This is a genomic window from Sphingopyxis sp., assembly GCF_035686825.1.
In the GTDB taxonomy this organism is placed as follows: Bacteria; Pseudomonadota; Alphaproteobacteria; order Sphingomonadales; family Sphingomonadaceae; genus Sphingopyxis.
Genome location: NZ_DASRYZ010000007.1, coordinates 444296 through 461052 on the forward strand (window position 1 = coordinate 444296; position 16757 = coordinate 461052).

The following is a 16757-nucleotide window of genomic DNA, read 5'->3' on the forward strand; positions in this document are numbered from 1 at the left end:
GTCCCCGATGTTGTTTGGCATTATTGAGCCGCGAGGCGCATATGGCTTTGCGGCGATCAGCGCTACTCATGCGCGTTTGCCGTAGACGGCTTCACCGGATTGCCCGTGCCGGCCTGGTCCGTGATTAGCGGCGGCGGCCTTTGCCACAGAATCAGGATAGCGCTTCCGGTGAGGGTCGCGAGTGCCGACCAGAGCAGATCGGAGGGCGCGATGATCGCGCATGAGGCCGTGAAAATCACGGTGTCGATGCCAAGCTGAATTTTCCCCGGGTTCACGCCGTGGCGGCGCTCGATCCACAGAAACAACGCGCCGAACCCGCCTACGCCAGCGCCATGCCTCGCCAGCGAAAGGGCGCCCATCCCGAGCATCGCGCCTGCCGCGAGCGCCGCGATCGGCTTGCTGAGCACGTCGATGTGGAATGCCAATGGGGTGAGGCCGGACAGGATGGACAGGCACAGGCTCGCCGCGACGGTTTTGACCAGGAAGCCCCGGCCCATCGCGCGCCCCGCGAGCAGGAAGAATGGCACGCTGAGGATCATCAGCAAGATTCCGGCTTCGATCGGAACGAAGTAGGAGATCAGCAACGCGATTCCCGAAAGCCCCCCGATAATAAGGCGAGCGGAAGAAAGCAGCGCGAGGCCGGCGACTATCAACAGCGAACCGACGAAGATCGCGTAGGCATCTTCGAATGTGGCGCGCGTCGGCCAGGCGCGATCGAGCGGCGGCGGTTCGGCATTCCCTATGTGCTCCGTCATCGGATGTCATCACGCCCCTGGCTTTGCCGCGACTGCCGGATTGCGACGCGGACATGCCGGTTTGTCCGGCTTCGGCGCGAGCCCGAGCGGGCGGTGAGCGCTCTCGGCGATCCGGCGAGTCGAAGCCTCCTCGGCTCCGGCGGCCTATCGATGAAACGAATAAATTAGGCAATAGTGCATTATTTTGCGGGCGGGATTGGCGTTTCGCCATCGAAGGCCCGTAAACAATCGAGGAAATATAGGAAAATCGCGCGCATCCGAAGGCGCGAAGGCCGGGCCTTTGCCGGGAAAAATATGGAGGAGACTGTGCCGAATTTCTCTTGCGGTGTGACATGCAGTTGTGCATTAAACTCATATGAAAGGAAGGGGGAGGCTGTGACGAGACGCTATTCCGCACTGTCGCTGATACGCGAAGGGTTGAGCGGCCAGCGAGGCTGGGAGCCCGCGTGGAGGGAGGCGGCGCCCAAGGCGGGATATGACGCGGTCATCATCGGCGGCGGCGGACACGGTCTTGCCACGGCCTATTATCTCGCCAAGAATCACGGCATGACCAATATCGCCGTGATCGAGCGGGGATGGATCGGCGGCGGTAACACCGGGCGCAACACCACCGTGATCCGGTCGAATTACTTCTTTCCGGAGACGGCGCAATTCTTCGATTTCGCGCTGAAGCTCTACGAGGGCCTGTCGCGCGAGCTCAACTACAACATCATGTTCTCGCAGCGCGGGATCTGGATTCTCGGCCACGACCGGCACGGCATGGAGATGCTCAATCGGTCGGCCAATGCGATGCTCCTCAATGGCGTCGATGCGGAACTCCATGACGCCACCTCGGTGCGCAGGAATATTCCGGGGCTGAACGACAATCCGCGTTTCCCGATCCACGGGGCGCTCAACCAGCCCCGCGCAGGCACGGCGCGTCACGATGCCGTCGCCTGGGGATATGCCCGCGCCGCCTCGCGCCTCGGGGTCGATATCATCCAGAATTGTGAGGTGACCGGCTTTCTTATCGCGAACGGCAAGGTGCGCGGGGTTGAAACGAGCCTGGGCATAATCGGCACCGGCAACGTCGGGATGGCCGTGGCCGGGCACTCGACGGCGCTCGCAGCGAAGGCGGGCGTCCGGTTGCCGATCAGCTCATACGGTTTGCAGGCTTTCGTGTCCGAACCCGTCAAGCCCTGCCTCGACACCGTTTTGCTCTCGCCAGCGACCGGGACCTATCTCAGCCAATCGGACAAGGGCGAGCTCGTGATCGGCGCGGGGCTGGACATATTTCTGTCCTATGCCCAGCGAGGCAGTCTGCCGTGGATGGAGCGCGCGGCCGCCGGGGTGGTCGAACTCTTCCCGGGTTTCTCCCGCATGCGGTTTCTGCGGCAATGGGCGGGACTTGTCGACGTCACCCATGATTCCACCCCGATCCTCGGGAGGACCCCGGTCGACGGCCTCTATGTCAACGGAGGCTGGGGGACGGGCGGCTTCAAGGCGATCCCGGCAGGTGGTTGGTGTCTGGCCCACCTCATGGCGACCGGGCAGTCGCATCCTCTCGCGGCAGGCTTCGGCCTCGAACGCTTTCAGACCGGCGCCCTGATCGACGAAGCGTCGGCCGCCGGCATCGTGCACTAAGGACCCAATATGCTGCTGATCAACTGTCCCTACTGCGGGCCGCGCGCCGAACTCGAATTCCGCTGCGGCGGCGAGAGTCATATCGAGCGGCCTGGCCCCCATGGTGACGTCGATGACGAGGCCTGGGCGGATTATCTCTTCTATCGGCAGAATCCGAAGGGCGAGCACCGCGAGAGATGGGTTCACGCCGCTGGCTGTCGGCGCTGGTTTAACGTGGCGCGGGACACCGTCACGCACCGGATCAATGCGGTCTACCAGATGGGGGAAAGCATGCCCGTGACGGGAGATATCCGGTGACCGGATGGCGAAACAATGCGGGGACGACGATCGATCGTTCTCGCCGGGTGAATTTTACCTGGGCGGGTCGTTCCTATGAGGGGTTCGGGGGCGACACGCTCGCCTCGGCCCTCCTCGCCAATGGTGCCTCGATCGTCGGGCGAAGTTTCAAATATCATCGGCCTCGCGGCCTGATCGCCGCAGGCCTCGAGGAGCCGAACGCTATCGTCCAGCTCGAAGCCGGTGCGGCCACGATACCCAACATGAAGGCGACGCAGGTCGAACTATATGAAGGGCTGGTGGCCAGTCCCGTCAATAGCTGGCCGAGCGCGACATTTGATGTCCTGGCGGTGAATTCGCTGGTGAAGCGCTTCATTCCCGCCGCTTTCTACTACAAGACATTCCTGTGGCCGAACTGGCACTTGTTCGAGCGGTGGATTCGCAAGGCTGCGGGTCTTGGCGTCGCGCCGCAACACCCCGACCCCGACCCGTACGAGCATCGCTTCGAGAATATCGACACGCTTGTGGTGGGATCAGGGGCGGCGGGCCTTGCCGCTGCGGAGGCTGCCGCGGCGAGCGGAGCGCAGGTGTTGCTCGTCGAGACCGACGCGGTCCTTGGCGGAGGGTTGCTGGCGTCGACCGAGCCGGTCGAAGACCAGTCGCCGGCCGCGTGGCGCGACTCCGCGCTCTCGCGGCTTCGGGCGCTTCCCAATGTGAAGATACTCGCGCGCACGATGGCGTTCGGCTTCTATGATCACGGGCTGGTCGCCCTTTGCGAACGCCTAAGCGACCATCTGCCGCTGTTGCAGCGCAGCGGGCCGCGCCAGCGGCTCTGGAAGGTTCGTTGCCGCCGCGCGATCCTGGCGACCGGGGCTTTCGAACGACCGATTGCCTTTTCGGGCAATGATATCCCCGGCGTTATGCTGGCATCTGCCGCCCAGACTTACGCGCTTCGCTATGGTGTTGTCCCTGGAAGGCGGATCGTCGTCGCCGCGAACAATGACAGCGGGTATGAAGCCGCCTTCGCACTCCAGGACGCCGGGGCGACGATCGTCGCCATCGTCGACACGCGGGCCGAAGCGCCTGTAGCTGCCCAGGCTGCTTCCCGTTCGATCCGTGTGATCTTCTCGTCTGCACCGGTCTCGGCGCGCGGCGGGCGCCGGGTGAAATCGCTCTCGATCGGCGATGCGGCCGGCGGATCGGCGCGCGAGACCTTGCAATGCGACACGATCCTTACCGCCGGCGGCTGGAATCCGGCGGTCCACCTGCATTCCCAGTCGGGCGGCTCGCTCGCGTTCGACGAGGCGCTGCAGGCGTTCCTTCCCTCCCAATCCGTCCAGGAAGCTCCATGCGTGGGGGCGGCAGCCGGCCTGTTCGATATCGAAGCCGCGATTTCCGGCGCGCGCGCCATTGCGCGCGGCGACGAACCAATCCGCTCCGTCCCCGTTGCGGTCGGCCCGACACGTCATTTTGCCGACGGCGACGTCGCCGCGCAGACCGCGTGGCTCGATTTCCAGAACGACGTCACCGTGGCAGATGTCCAGCTGGCTTCGCGCGAGAGCTTCCGCTCGGTAGAGCATCTCAAGCGCTACACAACGCTCGGCATGGCCTCGGACCAGGGCAAGACGTCCAATGTCGCGGGTATCGGTGTCCTCTCGCACCTGTTGGGCAAGCCGCCGCAAGCGATCGGCACGACCAAATTCCGGCCCCCTTATGATCCCGTAACGATCGGCGGCTTTGCCGGCCGGGCTGTCGGACAGGATCTCATGCCGGTCGCGCACCTGGCAGCGCATCACGAACAGATGGCCGCCGGTGCACAAATGGAGCAATATGGAGGCTGGCTGCGTGCCGCCTGGTACAGGAAAAGCGATGAAGCCGAGGAAGCCGCGGTTCGCCGCGAGGTGCTCGCGGTCCGCAATTCGGTCGGGCTGTTCGACGCTTCGCCGCTCGGCAAGATCGAGGTCAAGGGTCCTGACGCCGCCGAATTCCTGCAGAGGATGTATGTTAACGGCGTGCGCAACCTGAAGGTCGACCGGTGCCGCTATGGTCTCATGCTGAACGAGCATGGCGTGGTTTACGACGATGGCGTGTTCGCGCGGATCGGAGAGAATCACTTCCTGGTCGGCACGACCAGCGGCCATGCCGCGGCGATCACCGATATCTTCAACGAGTGGCTGCAGTGCGAATGGCGCGATCTGAATGTTCTGGTCGAGAATGTCACCACCGGATGGGCGGTGATGAACGTGGCGGGGCCGAAGGCGCGCGACGTCCTCAAGACTGTCGGGACCGATATCGATCTGTCGTCCGCGGCCTTCCCGCATATGACCTATCGCGAAGGGCGCGTCGCCGGCGTTGAGGCGCGGGTCGAGCGTGTCAGTTTCTCGGGCGAACTCTCCTACGAGGTGGCCGTGCCGTGGAGCTACGGCGCTTCCTTATGGAATTGCTTCATGCGCGCCGGGCGCAAGTTTGGCATCGCACCGTTCGGCATCGAGGCGCTGATGGTGATGCGTGTCGAGAAGGGGTTCCTGCACATCGGCTCCGATACCGACGGGACGACCTACCCCCAGGACGTGGGATTCGGTCCGGCGATCGCAAAAAAGCCGGATGACTTCGTCGGCCGCCGATCGACGACACGTCCCGACGGGCTGCGCAGCGATCGCCGCCAGCTCGTTGGACTTGAAGTCGTCGACGGGGGCGGGCCGATCCCGATCGGCGCTCATCTGCTTCCGAGGGGATCGACCGACCCGCGCGGCACCGAGGGCTGGGTGACGTCGAGCGTGATGTCCCCGACCTTGCAGAAGCCGCTGGCCATGGCGCTGGTTGCTGCGGGCTCCGCTCGCATGGGTGAGGACGTCCGCACCTGGCATCTTGGACAGACGCGACGGGCCCGGATCGTGGATCCGCGCGCCTACGATCCCGAAGGAGCACGGCTCGATGTTTGATCGCGATGGTTCGGCGACGCTGGTTCGCCGCGGACCCTCGGGGCTGGCCGGCTTCAACGAGGCGGGCGCCGCGCTCACGCTGGAGGACGGGCTCGGGGTAGGAAAGGTGCAGTTCCTGAGGGGAACCACCGCCGCCTATTTTTCCGATCTGTTTGGCCAAGCCGCCCCGGCCGACCGCCAGTCGCTCGCGTTGGACATGGTCGAGGTTTCCTGGCTCGCACCCGACGAATGGCTTCTGACCGGCGAAGAGGCCGAGGTGCTCGCGATGATCGGACGCGCGGCCGTGATCGGAGATTCCTGCCTCGCGACGAACCTGTCGCACGCGCGTAAGGCTTTTCGGCTTTCGGGGGCCGGCGCGCGCGACAGGCTCGCCGCGGTCACGCCGCTCGATGTGACCGATGCTGCGATGGCGGTGGGCGACGTCGCGCGGGCGCCGCTGAGCGACACGGGAATGTTCATAGCACGCTTGCCCGATAGCGAAGGGCAGCCGGTTTTCCGGATCGTCGTCGATCAAACCATGGCCGCCCATGCCGTCAGAATGTTGCGCGGGCCGGCCCTGACTCCAGGAGTTGATTCTTGATTACAGAATTTGTGCTGCGTTTTCGCGCGCCGGACCGCCCCGGCATCATGGCCGCCCTCGCGACGCTGCTTGCGGCCAATGGGTGCGATGTGCGGGGTGCCGAGGTCTACGGCGACGACGATACTTGCGGCTTCTTCTGCCGCATGGTCTTGACCGGCTCTTCGCCACGCGAGGAACTCGCGGCGATCATCGAGCCCACCGCGCGCGATCTCTCGCTGGACTGGGAATTGCGCGATCTTGGGACCAGGCTCAAGGTCCTGATTGCCGTTTCCAAGTTCGGACATTGCCTCGTCGACCTCATTCACAAGCGCGAGATCGCGCAGCTGCCGATCGACATCGTCGGTGTCGTCTCCAATCACGAAGCGATGCGCAAGACCGTCGAGTGGCACGGGCTACCCTATCACCATCTGTCGATGGATCGGGGGAAGCCTGCGCAGGAAGAGGCGTTTCTGTCTATCATCGAGCAAAGCGGCGCCGAACTGACCGTCCTCGCGCGTTACATGCAGATTCTTTCGGATGACTTTTCCGCGAAGCTCTCCGGGCGTTGCATCAATATTCACCATAGTTTTCTGCCGAGCTTCAAGGGCGCGAAGCCCTATCACCAGGCCCATGCCCGCGGCGTGAAGCTGATCGGCGCGACGGCGCATTTCGTGACGCCCGAACTCGATGAAGGACCGATCATCGAGCAGGATGTGCGCCGCGTATCCCATTCGGTGACGGCCGAAGAAATGGTCGCCATCGGCCGCGAGATCGAAGCGTCGGTGCTGAGCCGCGCCGTCCGCTGGCAAGCCGAGCACCGCATTTTCCAGAACGGCAACAAGACCGTTGTCCTGTCGTCGATCTAGGGCATTGCTCGCGGCGAAACCGGTGGTCTGTTTCGACGATAGGGACAGGTCTGCATGTTTTGATCGCGCTGGCGGAAATATGATCTCGCCGTTTCGCATTTGTCGAAAACGTGGGGTGCGTGACGGGAAAGTGCTTCGCGATGAGCGGGACGGGAGTATGAGCCGCCGGGTCAGGCCAGAGGTTTCCGTGCCTCTGCGCTTTGTAACTGGGTGCATATATGGCATGGGCGTCTCTGACGCCTTGTAAGGCCCAGCTGGAAGCATTGATCATGGTTGGCCGCACGCCGAAGAATACAATTCAGGACTGGATTGAAGCAGCCAAGCGAATGCTGGTTGAAGAGGGCATTTCCGGGCTCAAAGTCGACCGCCTCGCCAATCGCCTCGGCGTGACGCGCGGGGGCTTCTACCACCACTTCAAGGATCGCGACGAGTTCTTCGATCAGGTCATCCAATATTGGGAAGCGACCTGCCGGTTCTTGCCCGACGATGCACCGCCGTCGAAGCCCGCGGAAGCCGCCGACTGGCTGGACCGCGCGGTGGCGCGGCTTATCGAGGGCGACGGGTACGATTATCAGTTCGATCTTGCGGTGCGCGAGTGGGCGCGCGGTGACAAGCGCGCGGGTTGGGCCGTGGAGCGTACCGATCGGGAACGGTTGGAGCGTCTGCGCGCCTTTTTTGAAGCGCTCGGCTACGACCGCCAGCACGCAGCGATCAGGGCGCGTGTCTTTTACTATCACCAGATCGGCTACTATGCGATCGGCGTGCTGCAGAGCATCGCCGAACGCCGCAAGAACGCAGATCTCTATATCGAGATCATCTGCGGCGAGGAGAAGCTGGCCGCGGCCCGCGCGAACGCCGGGAAGAACCGAAAGGTCCGCGCCGCCTGAGTGGTTGCGGGGCAGCACCGCGGCTCGACCACGGACGAGAGTTTGCCTGCCGCTGCCATCTTCCATTGACGGGAACCCCGTCGGCGTTCCGATGTGCGTTCTGCTGTCCCAAAAACATTTTTGCGTCGCCCACCCGGCGACCGCTTCGCGATCGATTCTAGGGATCGAGAAGATCCGCAGGACGCCTTCTCGATCCGGGCCGCAGTTGATTGTCGAATGCTGGTGGATAACCTTGTCTCAGAAGCGATAGCGCAGGCTGGCGGTGACGTTGGCCGGGTCGCCAGCCATATTCCCGTAAACAAGAGTTTGATAATTATTGATAAAATATTTCTCGTCGAACAGGTTCTGAACGTTCAGCTGAAATGACCAGCGTCCTATGTCATAAGTCAGGCTTGCATCGACGACTGTGTAGCCGGGGATGTCGATGGTTGCGCCAGTGTAGGATGTCCGAACTGCATCTACATATCTTGCGCCGCCTCCGATCGTGAGGCCGCTGAGGGCTCCCTGTCCGATCGTGTAGGTCAAGAATGCGCTAAAGCTATTTTCGGGAAGATAGAGGACGCGTTGGCCGATGGCGGATGCGTTGGTGTCCTTCACGACCTTTGCATCGAGATAGGCATAGCCGGCATTGATCTGAAAGCCGTCCCCGATCTCGCCGAGCGCCTTCAATTCGAAGCCGCGATGCTTGACCTCGCCGACCGGGCGGTAATAGTCGATACCGTTGAGGTTCCGGTCAAATGCCGCAAAATTCTGCTGAACAATCTGATAGACGGCACCCGTCAACAGCAAGCGTCCTTTGAAGGCCTTTGCCTTGACGCCCAGTTCATATTGCTCCCCCGCCAGCGGCGGCAGAACATTCTGGTCGACCATCAACCGTGGTTGGGGGCTGAAGGACTCGCTGTACGAGGCATAGAGATTGGTGTTGTCGAATATTTCATAAGTGAGCCCGGCGCGGGCGCTTACCTGACCGGGGACGTCATAGACCTGGACCGCGCCGTTGGTGTTCCGTTTAGCGTCGGGCTTGGAATAGGACGCACCGAGCAGAAGCGAAAGGCGATCTGTCGGCTTGAACACCGACTGACCGGCGAGCGTCAGGGTCTTTGTGCGAATGAAAGACGCGAAGGGAAAGAGAGGATTGTTTGCCAGGCGATCGTTGAACGCCCGCCGGATATTTTCGGTGGTATCGAAGATGTTGATTGTCCCTGTACCCCGCGGCGAGTTGGTCGTCGTCTTCTGATCGCTGTCCTGATAAAGCGCCGCCAAGGAAACGAAACTTCCGGCGAGACCCAGCCCGTCCAACTTGTAGATCGCAGAGGCACCGATGCCGTAATTGACAGTGCGGACGGCGGATCGACGGTTCACCTGAAACGAGGCATCCCCGTTTGCCTGAAGATTATAGGCGTAGCCGGCCGCGCCCGATTGGCGCGCGTCCTCGTAATTTCCTTTCAGTATCAGTTCGAAGTCGTCGTTGGGAGCCCAGCGGATGTTGGAGGTGCCGTAAAAGGTGCGGCTGGTGACGGCGATATCGCGCGAGCCGAGAAAAAACGAGCGCGGGACGTCGGCGGGTTCGCCATTGGCGTAGACCGGGATACCGTCGAACGACGTTCGCCGATACCTCTCATAGCCAGCGTGCGCGAACATGCTGAGCGTGTCGGTCATGTCGGCGTCGATGCCGCCGTAAACAAGCGATTTCTTTCGCGACAATTCATCAATGAAACTGTCGCCCCGATCGTGGGCGACGATGCCGATGAGGCGGACGTCGCCATTTTTGTCCACCGGGCCGGCGAGCTGCGCCTCGCCGCGAAAGGCATTCCACGAACCGGCCTTGACCGACACGTAGCTGGGCGTATTTGCCTTGGCTCCCTTCGTCACATAATTGACGAGCCCGCCGGGACTGGAAATGCCGTAAACGACCGATGACGGGCCTTCAACAATTTCAAGGCGCTCGAAGATAGCGAAGTCCGGCTCGTAGGAGGTAAAGGTCGATATGGCCGTGATGCCGTCGATCGCGCGCCCGGCGGTGAAGCCGCGCAGCTTGATCACCGTGCCATTATTCGACGGATTGCCGCCGTGGATCGCGCCCGGCGTATAGGCCGCAATATCGCCCAGCGTCCGCAGGTTCGCCGCCTTGATAAAGTCCTCGCTGACAAGGCTAATCGATTGCGGGACCTCCTCAATCGGCATGGGAAGATTAGTGGTTCCGCGCGTGTCCGCGTCAAGAAAACGGTAGCTGCCCGTGACGATGATTTCTGCGTCGTCGGAAGCCTCGGTTTCTTGCGCGAAAGCGCTGCTGTCGAAACCCGTGGCGAGAAGGCCGGCCCATGCCAAAGTAGCCGCTGTTGAAGCCCGAAAATTGAGATGCGTCATATCGGTTTCCCCCATCCAGTTTGGATGGCGCAGGTTAAGGGGATATTTTATCCAATTTCAAGTCATGTTATGTCTGCGCCCCGATTTTTGGCTTTTCTGCTCTCGCGACGGTCAGCCGCTCCTCGCCATCAGCTTCCCCCAGCTTGAAACAAACTGCATCTTTCCATCTGGCCGGGGCCGCAGAAAGCGGATGGTTCTTTGGTCGGCCGGCGGCGTGTTCGCGCGCGTCCGGAAGGTGTCGTTCCCGATGGGGTCGAGAAAAATCGGCGGCTTGTCGTCGCTCGAATTGTCATAGGTGAGAAATTTGTCCGCCGTGCGAAGAGCGAGACCGCCGCCGTCGCGATCGATACGATAGCGGTCGGCAATATCCTCATAGATGCCGAGATAGGGAGCGAGGTCGACCGGCCGGTCGTCCACGGGGGGCTCGACAGGACGGATACCCGTCCATGATTGCATGATCGGATCCATGAACGTCTCGATCAGTTGGTCGCCGTTGTCGGAATTGGTCAGCAACGCTATGACCCGCCCCGAAGGCGGGTGGGCATAGAGCTTGGAACGAACCCCGGGACCGCTGCCGCCATGACTCAGCACGCCGCCCGGCTGGATCATCCAACCGAGGCCGACCTGGTCGGCCCATGCGCCGATCGGCGCGAATGCGGCGGTAGGGGTCGCCATGGCGCGCGCCGATCGCGCCGAGACTATGCGCTTGCCATTCGGGCCGATTCCATCGTTGATCAGGGCGCGAGCGAAAGTGACTACATCGATCGCGGAGGCCATCTGCGTCGATCCGGCGGGGGCGAGGCTGGTGGCGAGAAAGGCGCGCGTGGTTTGAACCAGCTTGCCCGACGCGGAGTCCGTGAGATCGCCCACGCTCACCCTGAAGCGCGGCGCGTCCAGCGGATCGACCAGCGCATGGTGCATGTCCAGCGGGTCATAGATTTTTTCCTTCGTCAGCCAGTACCAGCTTCTCTCGCGGACCTTCTGGACCAGATAGCCCGCGATGACCGTTGCGACATTGTTGTAGGAGGTCTCCGCGCCCGGCGAAAACAGCTGCCCGAGCGCCGCGCACCGGTCGATAGTGTCGACGATGCGTTCCTGGTCTGGTCCATATTCGGGCAGCCAGGCGCCGTCGATCCCGCTGGTGTGATTGACGAGCATTCGGCAGGTAATGCGTGCTGCGGATTGCATGTCGCCCAGCCGCAAATCGGGAAGGTGCTTGAGAATGGGATCGTCGAGCGTGATGCGGCCCTCGTCGACGAGCTGCATCAAAAGGGTCGCGTTCATCACCTTCGTGATCGAACCCAGATGCATCAGCGTGTCGGTCGTTACCGGATCGCGGGTCACGCTGTTGCGAAGCCCTGACGCCGCACTGTGCAACATCTTTCCGTCCCAATAGGCGAAAGACGCGCCGGTGACGCCAATCGCTTTCCGCGCCGCGTGCAGCTTCGCGGCATAATCGTCCGGCTCATCGACAGGGGGGGAGGCTGGATTCGATCTGGTCTCGGCTTGCGCAGTCGTGCCTCCGGCCAGGGCTGCGGTGGCGATTGCGCCCGCCGAATGCCGGAAAAATTCTCGCCTGCTCGCCATATCAAACTCCTTTTCCAACCTGCCCATCCGTCCGCGTGCTCGGCCTCGGTCAGCCTCCCAGAACCGCCTTTAGTTCGACAAATTCATCGAACCCGAATGCACCCCATTCGCGTCCATTGCCGCTCATCTTGTAGCCGCCAAAGGGAGCCAATATGTCGCCCGCAACGCCATTGACAGCGATGCGGCCCGCACGCAGCCGGTTGGCAACGGCTGCCGGATCGTCGCCATCGCCGCTCCACAGATAGGCGGCGAGGCCATAGTCGCTGTCGTTGGCGATCCGCACGGCGTCGTCGACATCGTCGTAAGCGAGGATCGACAGGACTGGCCCGAAAATCTCCTCTCGCGCGATCGTCATCTCGGGCGTGACATCGGCGAACACCGTCGGCCGCACATAATAGCCGGTGCCGAGGCCGTCGGGTTTTCCCGGGCCGCCCGCGACAAGGCTGGCGCCTTCCGCGATTCCGGCTTCGATCAGCTGCTGGACGCGCCTCCACTGCGTTTCGGAGACGACCGGGCCGATGGTCGCGTCCGTCGCCGGAGCGCCCACGCTGATCGCAGCAATAGTCTCGCGGACGATTTCGACCACCTCGACCATGCGCGCGGCGGGGACCAGCATACGGGTGGGCGCGTTGCACGACTGGCCTGAATTGTTCAGCACCTGCTTCAGGCCTGCCGCCGCGGCTTTCGGGAAATCGGCGCCGGGAAGCAGGATGATCGGCGATTTGCCGCCCAGTTCCTGCGCCACGCGCTTGACCGTCGGTGCTGCGGCGATCGCGACGGCGACCCCGCCGCGGGTCGAACCGGTGAAGGAGACCATATCGACCTCGCGATGCGATGCGATCGCCGCGCCGGTGGCCGCGCCGCCATTTACCAGGTTGAAGACGCCCGGCGGTACGCCGGCGGCGTCGAGGATCTCGGCAAAGATCACGGCGGAGAAGGGCGCGACTTCGGATGGTTTCAGCACCATCGTGCATCCCGTTGCAAGCGCCGGGGCGACCTTGCACGCGACCTGGTTCATTGGCCAGTTCCACGGCGTTATCAGCCCGCAAACACCGATCGGTTCCCTGCGGATCCGTGTCGTGCCGCGCTGGTCCTCGAACGAATAATCCTTCAATACCGTGATCGCGGCTTCCAGATGCGAGAGGCCGCTTTTGGTCTGGCCGCCCTGCGCCAGCGCCAAGGGAGCCCCCATTTCCAGCATGACCGCCTCGGCAATATCGCCTTCACGCCGCCGATATTCGGCCACGATCCGTTCGAGAACATCCAGTCGTTCCTGACGCGACGTCGCCGACCAGCCGTCGAAGGCGCGCCGCGCCGCGGCGACGGCACGGTCGACATCGATCGACGCTGCTTCGGCGACCTGGCCCGCAACCTGTTCGGTCGCGGGATCGATCACGTCGATCGATTGCACCGTGGCAGGGGAAACCCATTCGCCGTCGATATAGAATTTCAAATGCGCGCGCACGGCGGACTCCTTTGCTACTTGGGAGAGGGATTAGTTTGTAACGGGACTGGAACTGCGCCGCGCCGACCACAGCATGCTGATCGCTGCATAGGCGACGACCAGAATGACCAGCCAGCGCAGCCAATCGAGCGGCAGCGATTTGACGATATAGGCAGCGATCAGCACAGCGGGCACGCCGCCGAAGGCAAGGCCGAGCGCGGCGCGCAGATTATAGCGGCCGGTAGACACAAAGCGCGCGCCGCCGATCGGCATAAGGAAGGCGCAGCTTCCCATCATGATCGGGAATGCAACGAGCGGGTTCATGCCGAGCAGGCTGACGAGGATCAGGCAGGGGGCGTAGAGTCCGACGCCCAGCATCATCAGCGCGCCGAGCAGAAAGCTGGCGCAGATGGCCAGGGCAAGCTTCGCGCCGGCCAGTCCCTCGGCCGTGCCGCCACCGGGCATCCATCCCAGCAGGCTGACGAGGAACAGCAGCGCGGCAGCGAGCAGCGCCACGCCCATGCCAAGCTGGATCGCCCGGCGCGGCAGGCGCGCGACATAACCGACACCCAGCCATGCGCCCGCGACCGCGGCGGCGATCATTCCCACGAGCGTTAGCGGTTCGACCGAAACGATCGAGATGAAGATGAGCGCCTGCGCGATCGTCGGCAGCGCGTGGCCGACGTTGAGCGTGCCGGGGATATCCTCGTCCGCGACCCGGCCAGACAATTTGAACGCCGCGGTCGTCGGGGCGAAGGAACCGATCCCCAGCGTGTCGAAGAAATTGGCGACGAAGCCGATGAGAAGTTCGACAGATCCGGGCGTGCGGTTCCCGGCGGCTGTGGTGCGTCGTCGTTCCACTCGCCACCAGCGCCTGATGAACCACAGGCTTGCCACGACCAGCGCGGCAAGGATCAGGGTTGTGATCGACAGCTTCATGCGGGCGTCCCGTCGGGCAAAGCGGTGCGGGCGTGCTTGACGGGGGCGGTTTCGGGCAGCGCGAACATCGCCACCAGCCCGACGATGACACCGCCGATCATGTACCAGGCGGGTGTCATCGGGCTTCCGGTAAGCTGGGTCAGCCAGGCGACGAGGAACTGTGCCGATCCCCCGAAGACCGACACCGCGAGCGCATATATCAGGCCGAGCGCGCCGGATCGGACGCGTTGTGGCAGCGATTCGGCGATGACGACGAAAAACACCGATGACGCAAAGGTCGATGCGGTCGCGAGAATGGCGCAGGCCAGATAAAGCGCTGCTGCCGATCGCTGGTGCTCGAGCAGTTCGAAGCAGGGAAAGACCGCCAGCGCCAGCAGGATCCACGGCGTCAGCATGACCGGCCTGCGTCCGATGCGATCCGACAGCGCACCGGCAAGGGGGGCGCATATCGCGCCGCAAAGACCGACGACGACCGTCGCGCCGAACGCGAGCTGCGTCGACATGCCGAGCGTCGAGCTGGCATAGGTGGTCATATATTTCAGCAAATAGTTGGTCGTTGTCGCTGCGGCCACAAGGCAAACCCCCGCGATCGCGACGCGGCGATAGCTGATGCCGGGTGGAACATCGTCCGCGGCCTCCGCCGTCGGATGCAGTGTTTCAACCAGCGTACGGCGCAGGAGCAGGCCGACAGGAATGATCGCGGCCCCGAGAAGCAGCGCGATGCGCCAGCCCCACGCATCGAGCGCGGCGTCGCTCATCACGCTCGACAGGATCAGCCCGATCATGCCCGCCGTCAGGGCGGAAATATCGGCGCTCATCGCCTGCAGCGAGGTATAGAGGCCGCGGCGGTTGATCGGAGCGGCTTCCATCAGGAAGGCGGTGGCCGCGCCGACTTCGCCGCCGACTGCAAAGCCCTGGATCAGGCGGCACAGAACGACCAAGACCGGCGCTGCGATGCCGATTGCGGCATAGGACGGGATGAGGGGCAGCGCGAGCGATGCAAAGCCCATCAGCGCGAAAGACACGAGCATCGCGGGCTTCCGCCCGGCGCGATCGGCGAAACGACCGAGCAGGATCGCGCCCAGCGGACGCGTGAGAAATCCGACCCCGAAGGTCGCGAGCGACGCAAGCAAACTGAGGCCCGGCGTATCCGAAGGAAAGAAGGTGCGGCCGATCTGCGCCGCGAAATAGGCATAGGTCACGAAATCATAGAATTCGATGGCATTGCCAAGACATACGCCGCCGATCTGCCGTTTCGAGACGGGCAGCGTTGTTGTTGCGACCATGTTCCTATTCCCCCCAGACGGATTCGTAGACGCGCAGCCAGTTGTCGCCCATCAGCTTGCGTAATTCGCTGTCTGTCCAGCCGCGGGTGGCGAGGCCGTGCACGACGTTCGGAAGTTGGGCGATATTTTCGAAGCCCTTGACGTAGTACCAGGGTGTTTCCTGGCTATAGGCCTCGGGCGCCATCAATATCTGGTCCTCGGGGGGCAGTGTTCCGGCATCCCGGTTTCGACCTTCCAGAAAGTCGGGGCCGATCCCGATATGGTCGACGCCGACAAGGCGCTTCAGATAGTCATATTGGTCGAGATGCCGGTCGAGGCTGGCCTGCGGCGAGCGGGGAATCGCGGCATCGCTGGCCTTGCGAACATGAAAATCGCTGAAGGCGGATAAGCCAATGACGCCGCCCGTCTTGGCGATCGCCTCGAACATCGCGTCGCTGTTGCAGCGCGGATTGTCGTTGAGCGCGCGAACATTGCTGTGGCTGCAGATAACGGGCACGCCAGCCGACATCGCGATGGCCTCGAAAGAGGTTTTTTCGTTGGTATGCCCCGCGACGTCGAGGAGCAGGCGTGAGCGATGGACCTCTTCGACCAGCCGGCGTCCGGCACGGGTCAGGCCGACATCGGGATCGAGGCAGCCGCCGCCGAATGGATCGGCTACATTGTAGGATATGCCGCAAATCCTGAGGCCCAGCTCGTAATAGACGCGCAGATTGTCCAGAGCGGGCTCACCATCGACAAGCAGTCCGCTCGCCGATTGCCAGCCAGAAATATGCGCAATGCGCCCATCGCGGTGGAGGCTGCGGATGTCCCGGACGCTTCGCGCCGAAGCAATCTGCGTGCCATTGGCATCGAAGAACCGCAGCAGCCGGGAAAAAGCAGCGAAGCTGGTACCCACGCTCTGGTGCCAGCAGGTAACACCGCCAGCCTTCAGCATCGACAGATAGTCGGTCGTCAGGGCAGAAGGATCGAGCCCGTTGACGACTATGGCGTTGCGCGAAAGCGCCTTGCTTGCTGCGCGGGCAGAACGCGAACGGCCGAGTGTCGCGCCCATGGCTATTCCGCCCGCCAGGACCGCGCGGCGGCTCGGATCAACAGGCACTGGCAAGGTGCCGTCCCTCATCGGCGACGAAACCCATGGCGCGGCAGGGTTTGGGCCAGGCAAAGCCTATCAGCATCGACGTTTCCCGCCGCCGCGGACTGGGCATTCGAGTATATCGCCGCCCGTC

13 protein-coding genes are annotated in these 16757 nt (G+C 63.1%); 6 read left to right on the top strand and 7 right to left on the bottom strand.

What is annotated here, in order from left to right:
• Nucleotides 1–62: 62 nt before the first annotated feature.
• Nucleotides 63–755, bottom strand: coding sequence for a YitT family protein (locus VFG17_RS19965; RefSeq protein WP_325031117.1), 693 nt, complete (start codon nucleotides 753–755; stop codon nucleotides 63–65).
• 174 nt (nucleotides 756–929) lie between these two features.
• On the opposite strand from VFG17_RS19965, the gene VFG17_RS19970 reads away from it, so the two are divergent.
• The 6 genes from VFG17_RS19970 to VFG17_RS19995 all read left to right on the top strand — a co-directional run bounded on the left by VFG17_RS19970 (nucleotide 930) and on the right by VFG17_RS19995 (nucleotide 7908).
• The gene (locus VFG17_RS19970) at nucleotides 930–2378 is read left to right on the top strand and encodes a sarcosine oxidase subunit beta family protein (RefSeq protein ID WP_325031118.1); all 1449 of its coding nucleotides are present in this window, start codon (nucleotides 930–932) and stop codon (nucleotides 2376–2378) included.
• 9 nt (nucleotides 2379–2387) lie between these two features.
• A complete protein-coding gene (locus VFG17_RS19975; RefSeq protein WP_325031119.1) occupies nucleotides 2388–2675 on the top strand; it encodes a sarcosine oxidase subunit delta in 288 nt (95 codons plus the stop codon).
• Nucleotides 2672–5596: a sarcosine oxidase subunit alpha family protein gene (locus VFG17_RS19980; RefSeq protein ID WP_325031120.1), complete on the top strand. Its 2925-nt coding sequence runs from the start codon at nucleotides 2672–2674 to the stop codon at nucleotides 5594–5596. Before VFG17_RS19975 ends, VFG17_RS19980 begins: the two co-directional genes overlap by 4 nt.
• Complete coding sequence (locus VFG17_RS19985) at nucleotides 5589–6176, top strand: sarcosine oxidase subunit gamma family protein (protein WP_325031121.1); 588 nt, start codon at nucleotides 5589–5591, stop codon at nucleotides 6174–6176. The genes VFG17_RS19980 and VFG17_RS19985 overlap by 8 nt, the downstream gene beginning before the upstream one ends.
• Nucleotides 6177–6187: 11 nt before the next feature.
• On the top strand, nucleotides 6188–7021 hold the full coding sequence (purU, locus tag VFG17_RS19990) for a formyltetrahydrofolate deformylase (protein WP_325031122.1): 834 nt from the start codon (nucleotides 6188–6190) through the stop codon (nucleotides 7019–7021).
• A gap of 269 nt (nucleotides 7022–7290) precedes the next feature.
• Nucleotides 7291–7908, top strand: a complete 618-nt coding sequence (locus VFG17_RS19995; RefSeq protein ID WP_325031123.1) for a TetR/AcrR family transcriptional regulator — start codon at nucleotides 7291–7293, stop codon at nucleotides 7906–7908.
• A 237-nt stretch (nucleotides 7909–8145) separates the two neighbouring features.
• Here VFG17_RS19995 and VFG17_RS20000 read toward each other — a convergent pair whose 3' ends face one another.
• The 6 genes from VFG17_RS20000 to VFG17_RS20025 form a co-directional block, all read right to left on the bottom strand.
• Entirely contained in the window at nucleotides 8146–10275 is a 2130-nt protein-coding gene (locus VFG17_RS20000) for a TonB-dependent siderophore receptor (RefSeq protein ID WP_325031124.1), read from the bottom strand.
• A gap of 111 nt (nucleotides 10276–10386) precedes the next feature.
• A complete protein-coding gene (locus tag VFG17_RS20005) occupies nucleotides 10387–11889 on the bottom strand; it encodes a serine hydrolase domain-containing protein (protein ID WP_325031125.1) in 1503 nt (500 codons plus the stop codon).
• A gap of 22 nt (nucleotides 11890–11911) precedes the next feature.
• A complete protein-coding gene (locus tag VFG17_RS20010) occupies nucleotides 11912–13327 on the bottom strand; it encodes an aldehyde dehydrogenase family protein (RefSeq protein WP_325031126.1) in 1416 nt (471 codons plus the stop codon).
• A 30-nt stretch (nucleotides 13328–13357) separates the two neighbouring features.
• Entirely contained in the window at nucleotides 13358–14245 is an 888-nt protein-coding gene (locus tag VFG17_RS20015; RefSeq protein ID WP_325031127.1) for a sulfite exporter TauE/SafE family protein, read from the bottom strand.
• On the bottom strand, nucleotides 14242–15531 hold the full coding sequence (locus tag VFG17_RS20020; RefSeq protein WP_325031128.1) for an MFS transporter: 1290 nt from the start codon (nucleotides 15529–15531) through the stop codon (nucleotides 14242–14244). The genes VFG17_RS20015 and VFG17_RS20020 overlap by 4 nt, the downstream gene beginning before the upstream one ends.
• Nucleotides 15532–15535: 4 nt before the next feature.
• Nucleotides 15536–16651 carry a dipeptidase gene (locus tag VFG17_RS20025; protein ID WP_325031129.1) on the bottom strand — a complete coding sequence of 372 codons (1116 nt, stop codon included), beginning with the start codon at nucleotides 16649–16651 and terminating at the stop codon, nucleotides 15536–15538.
• Nucleotides 16652–16757 lie beyond the last annotated feature (106 nt).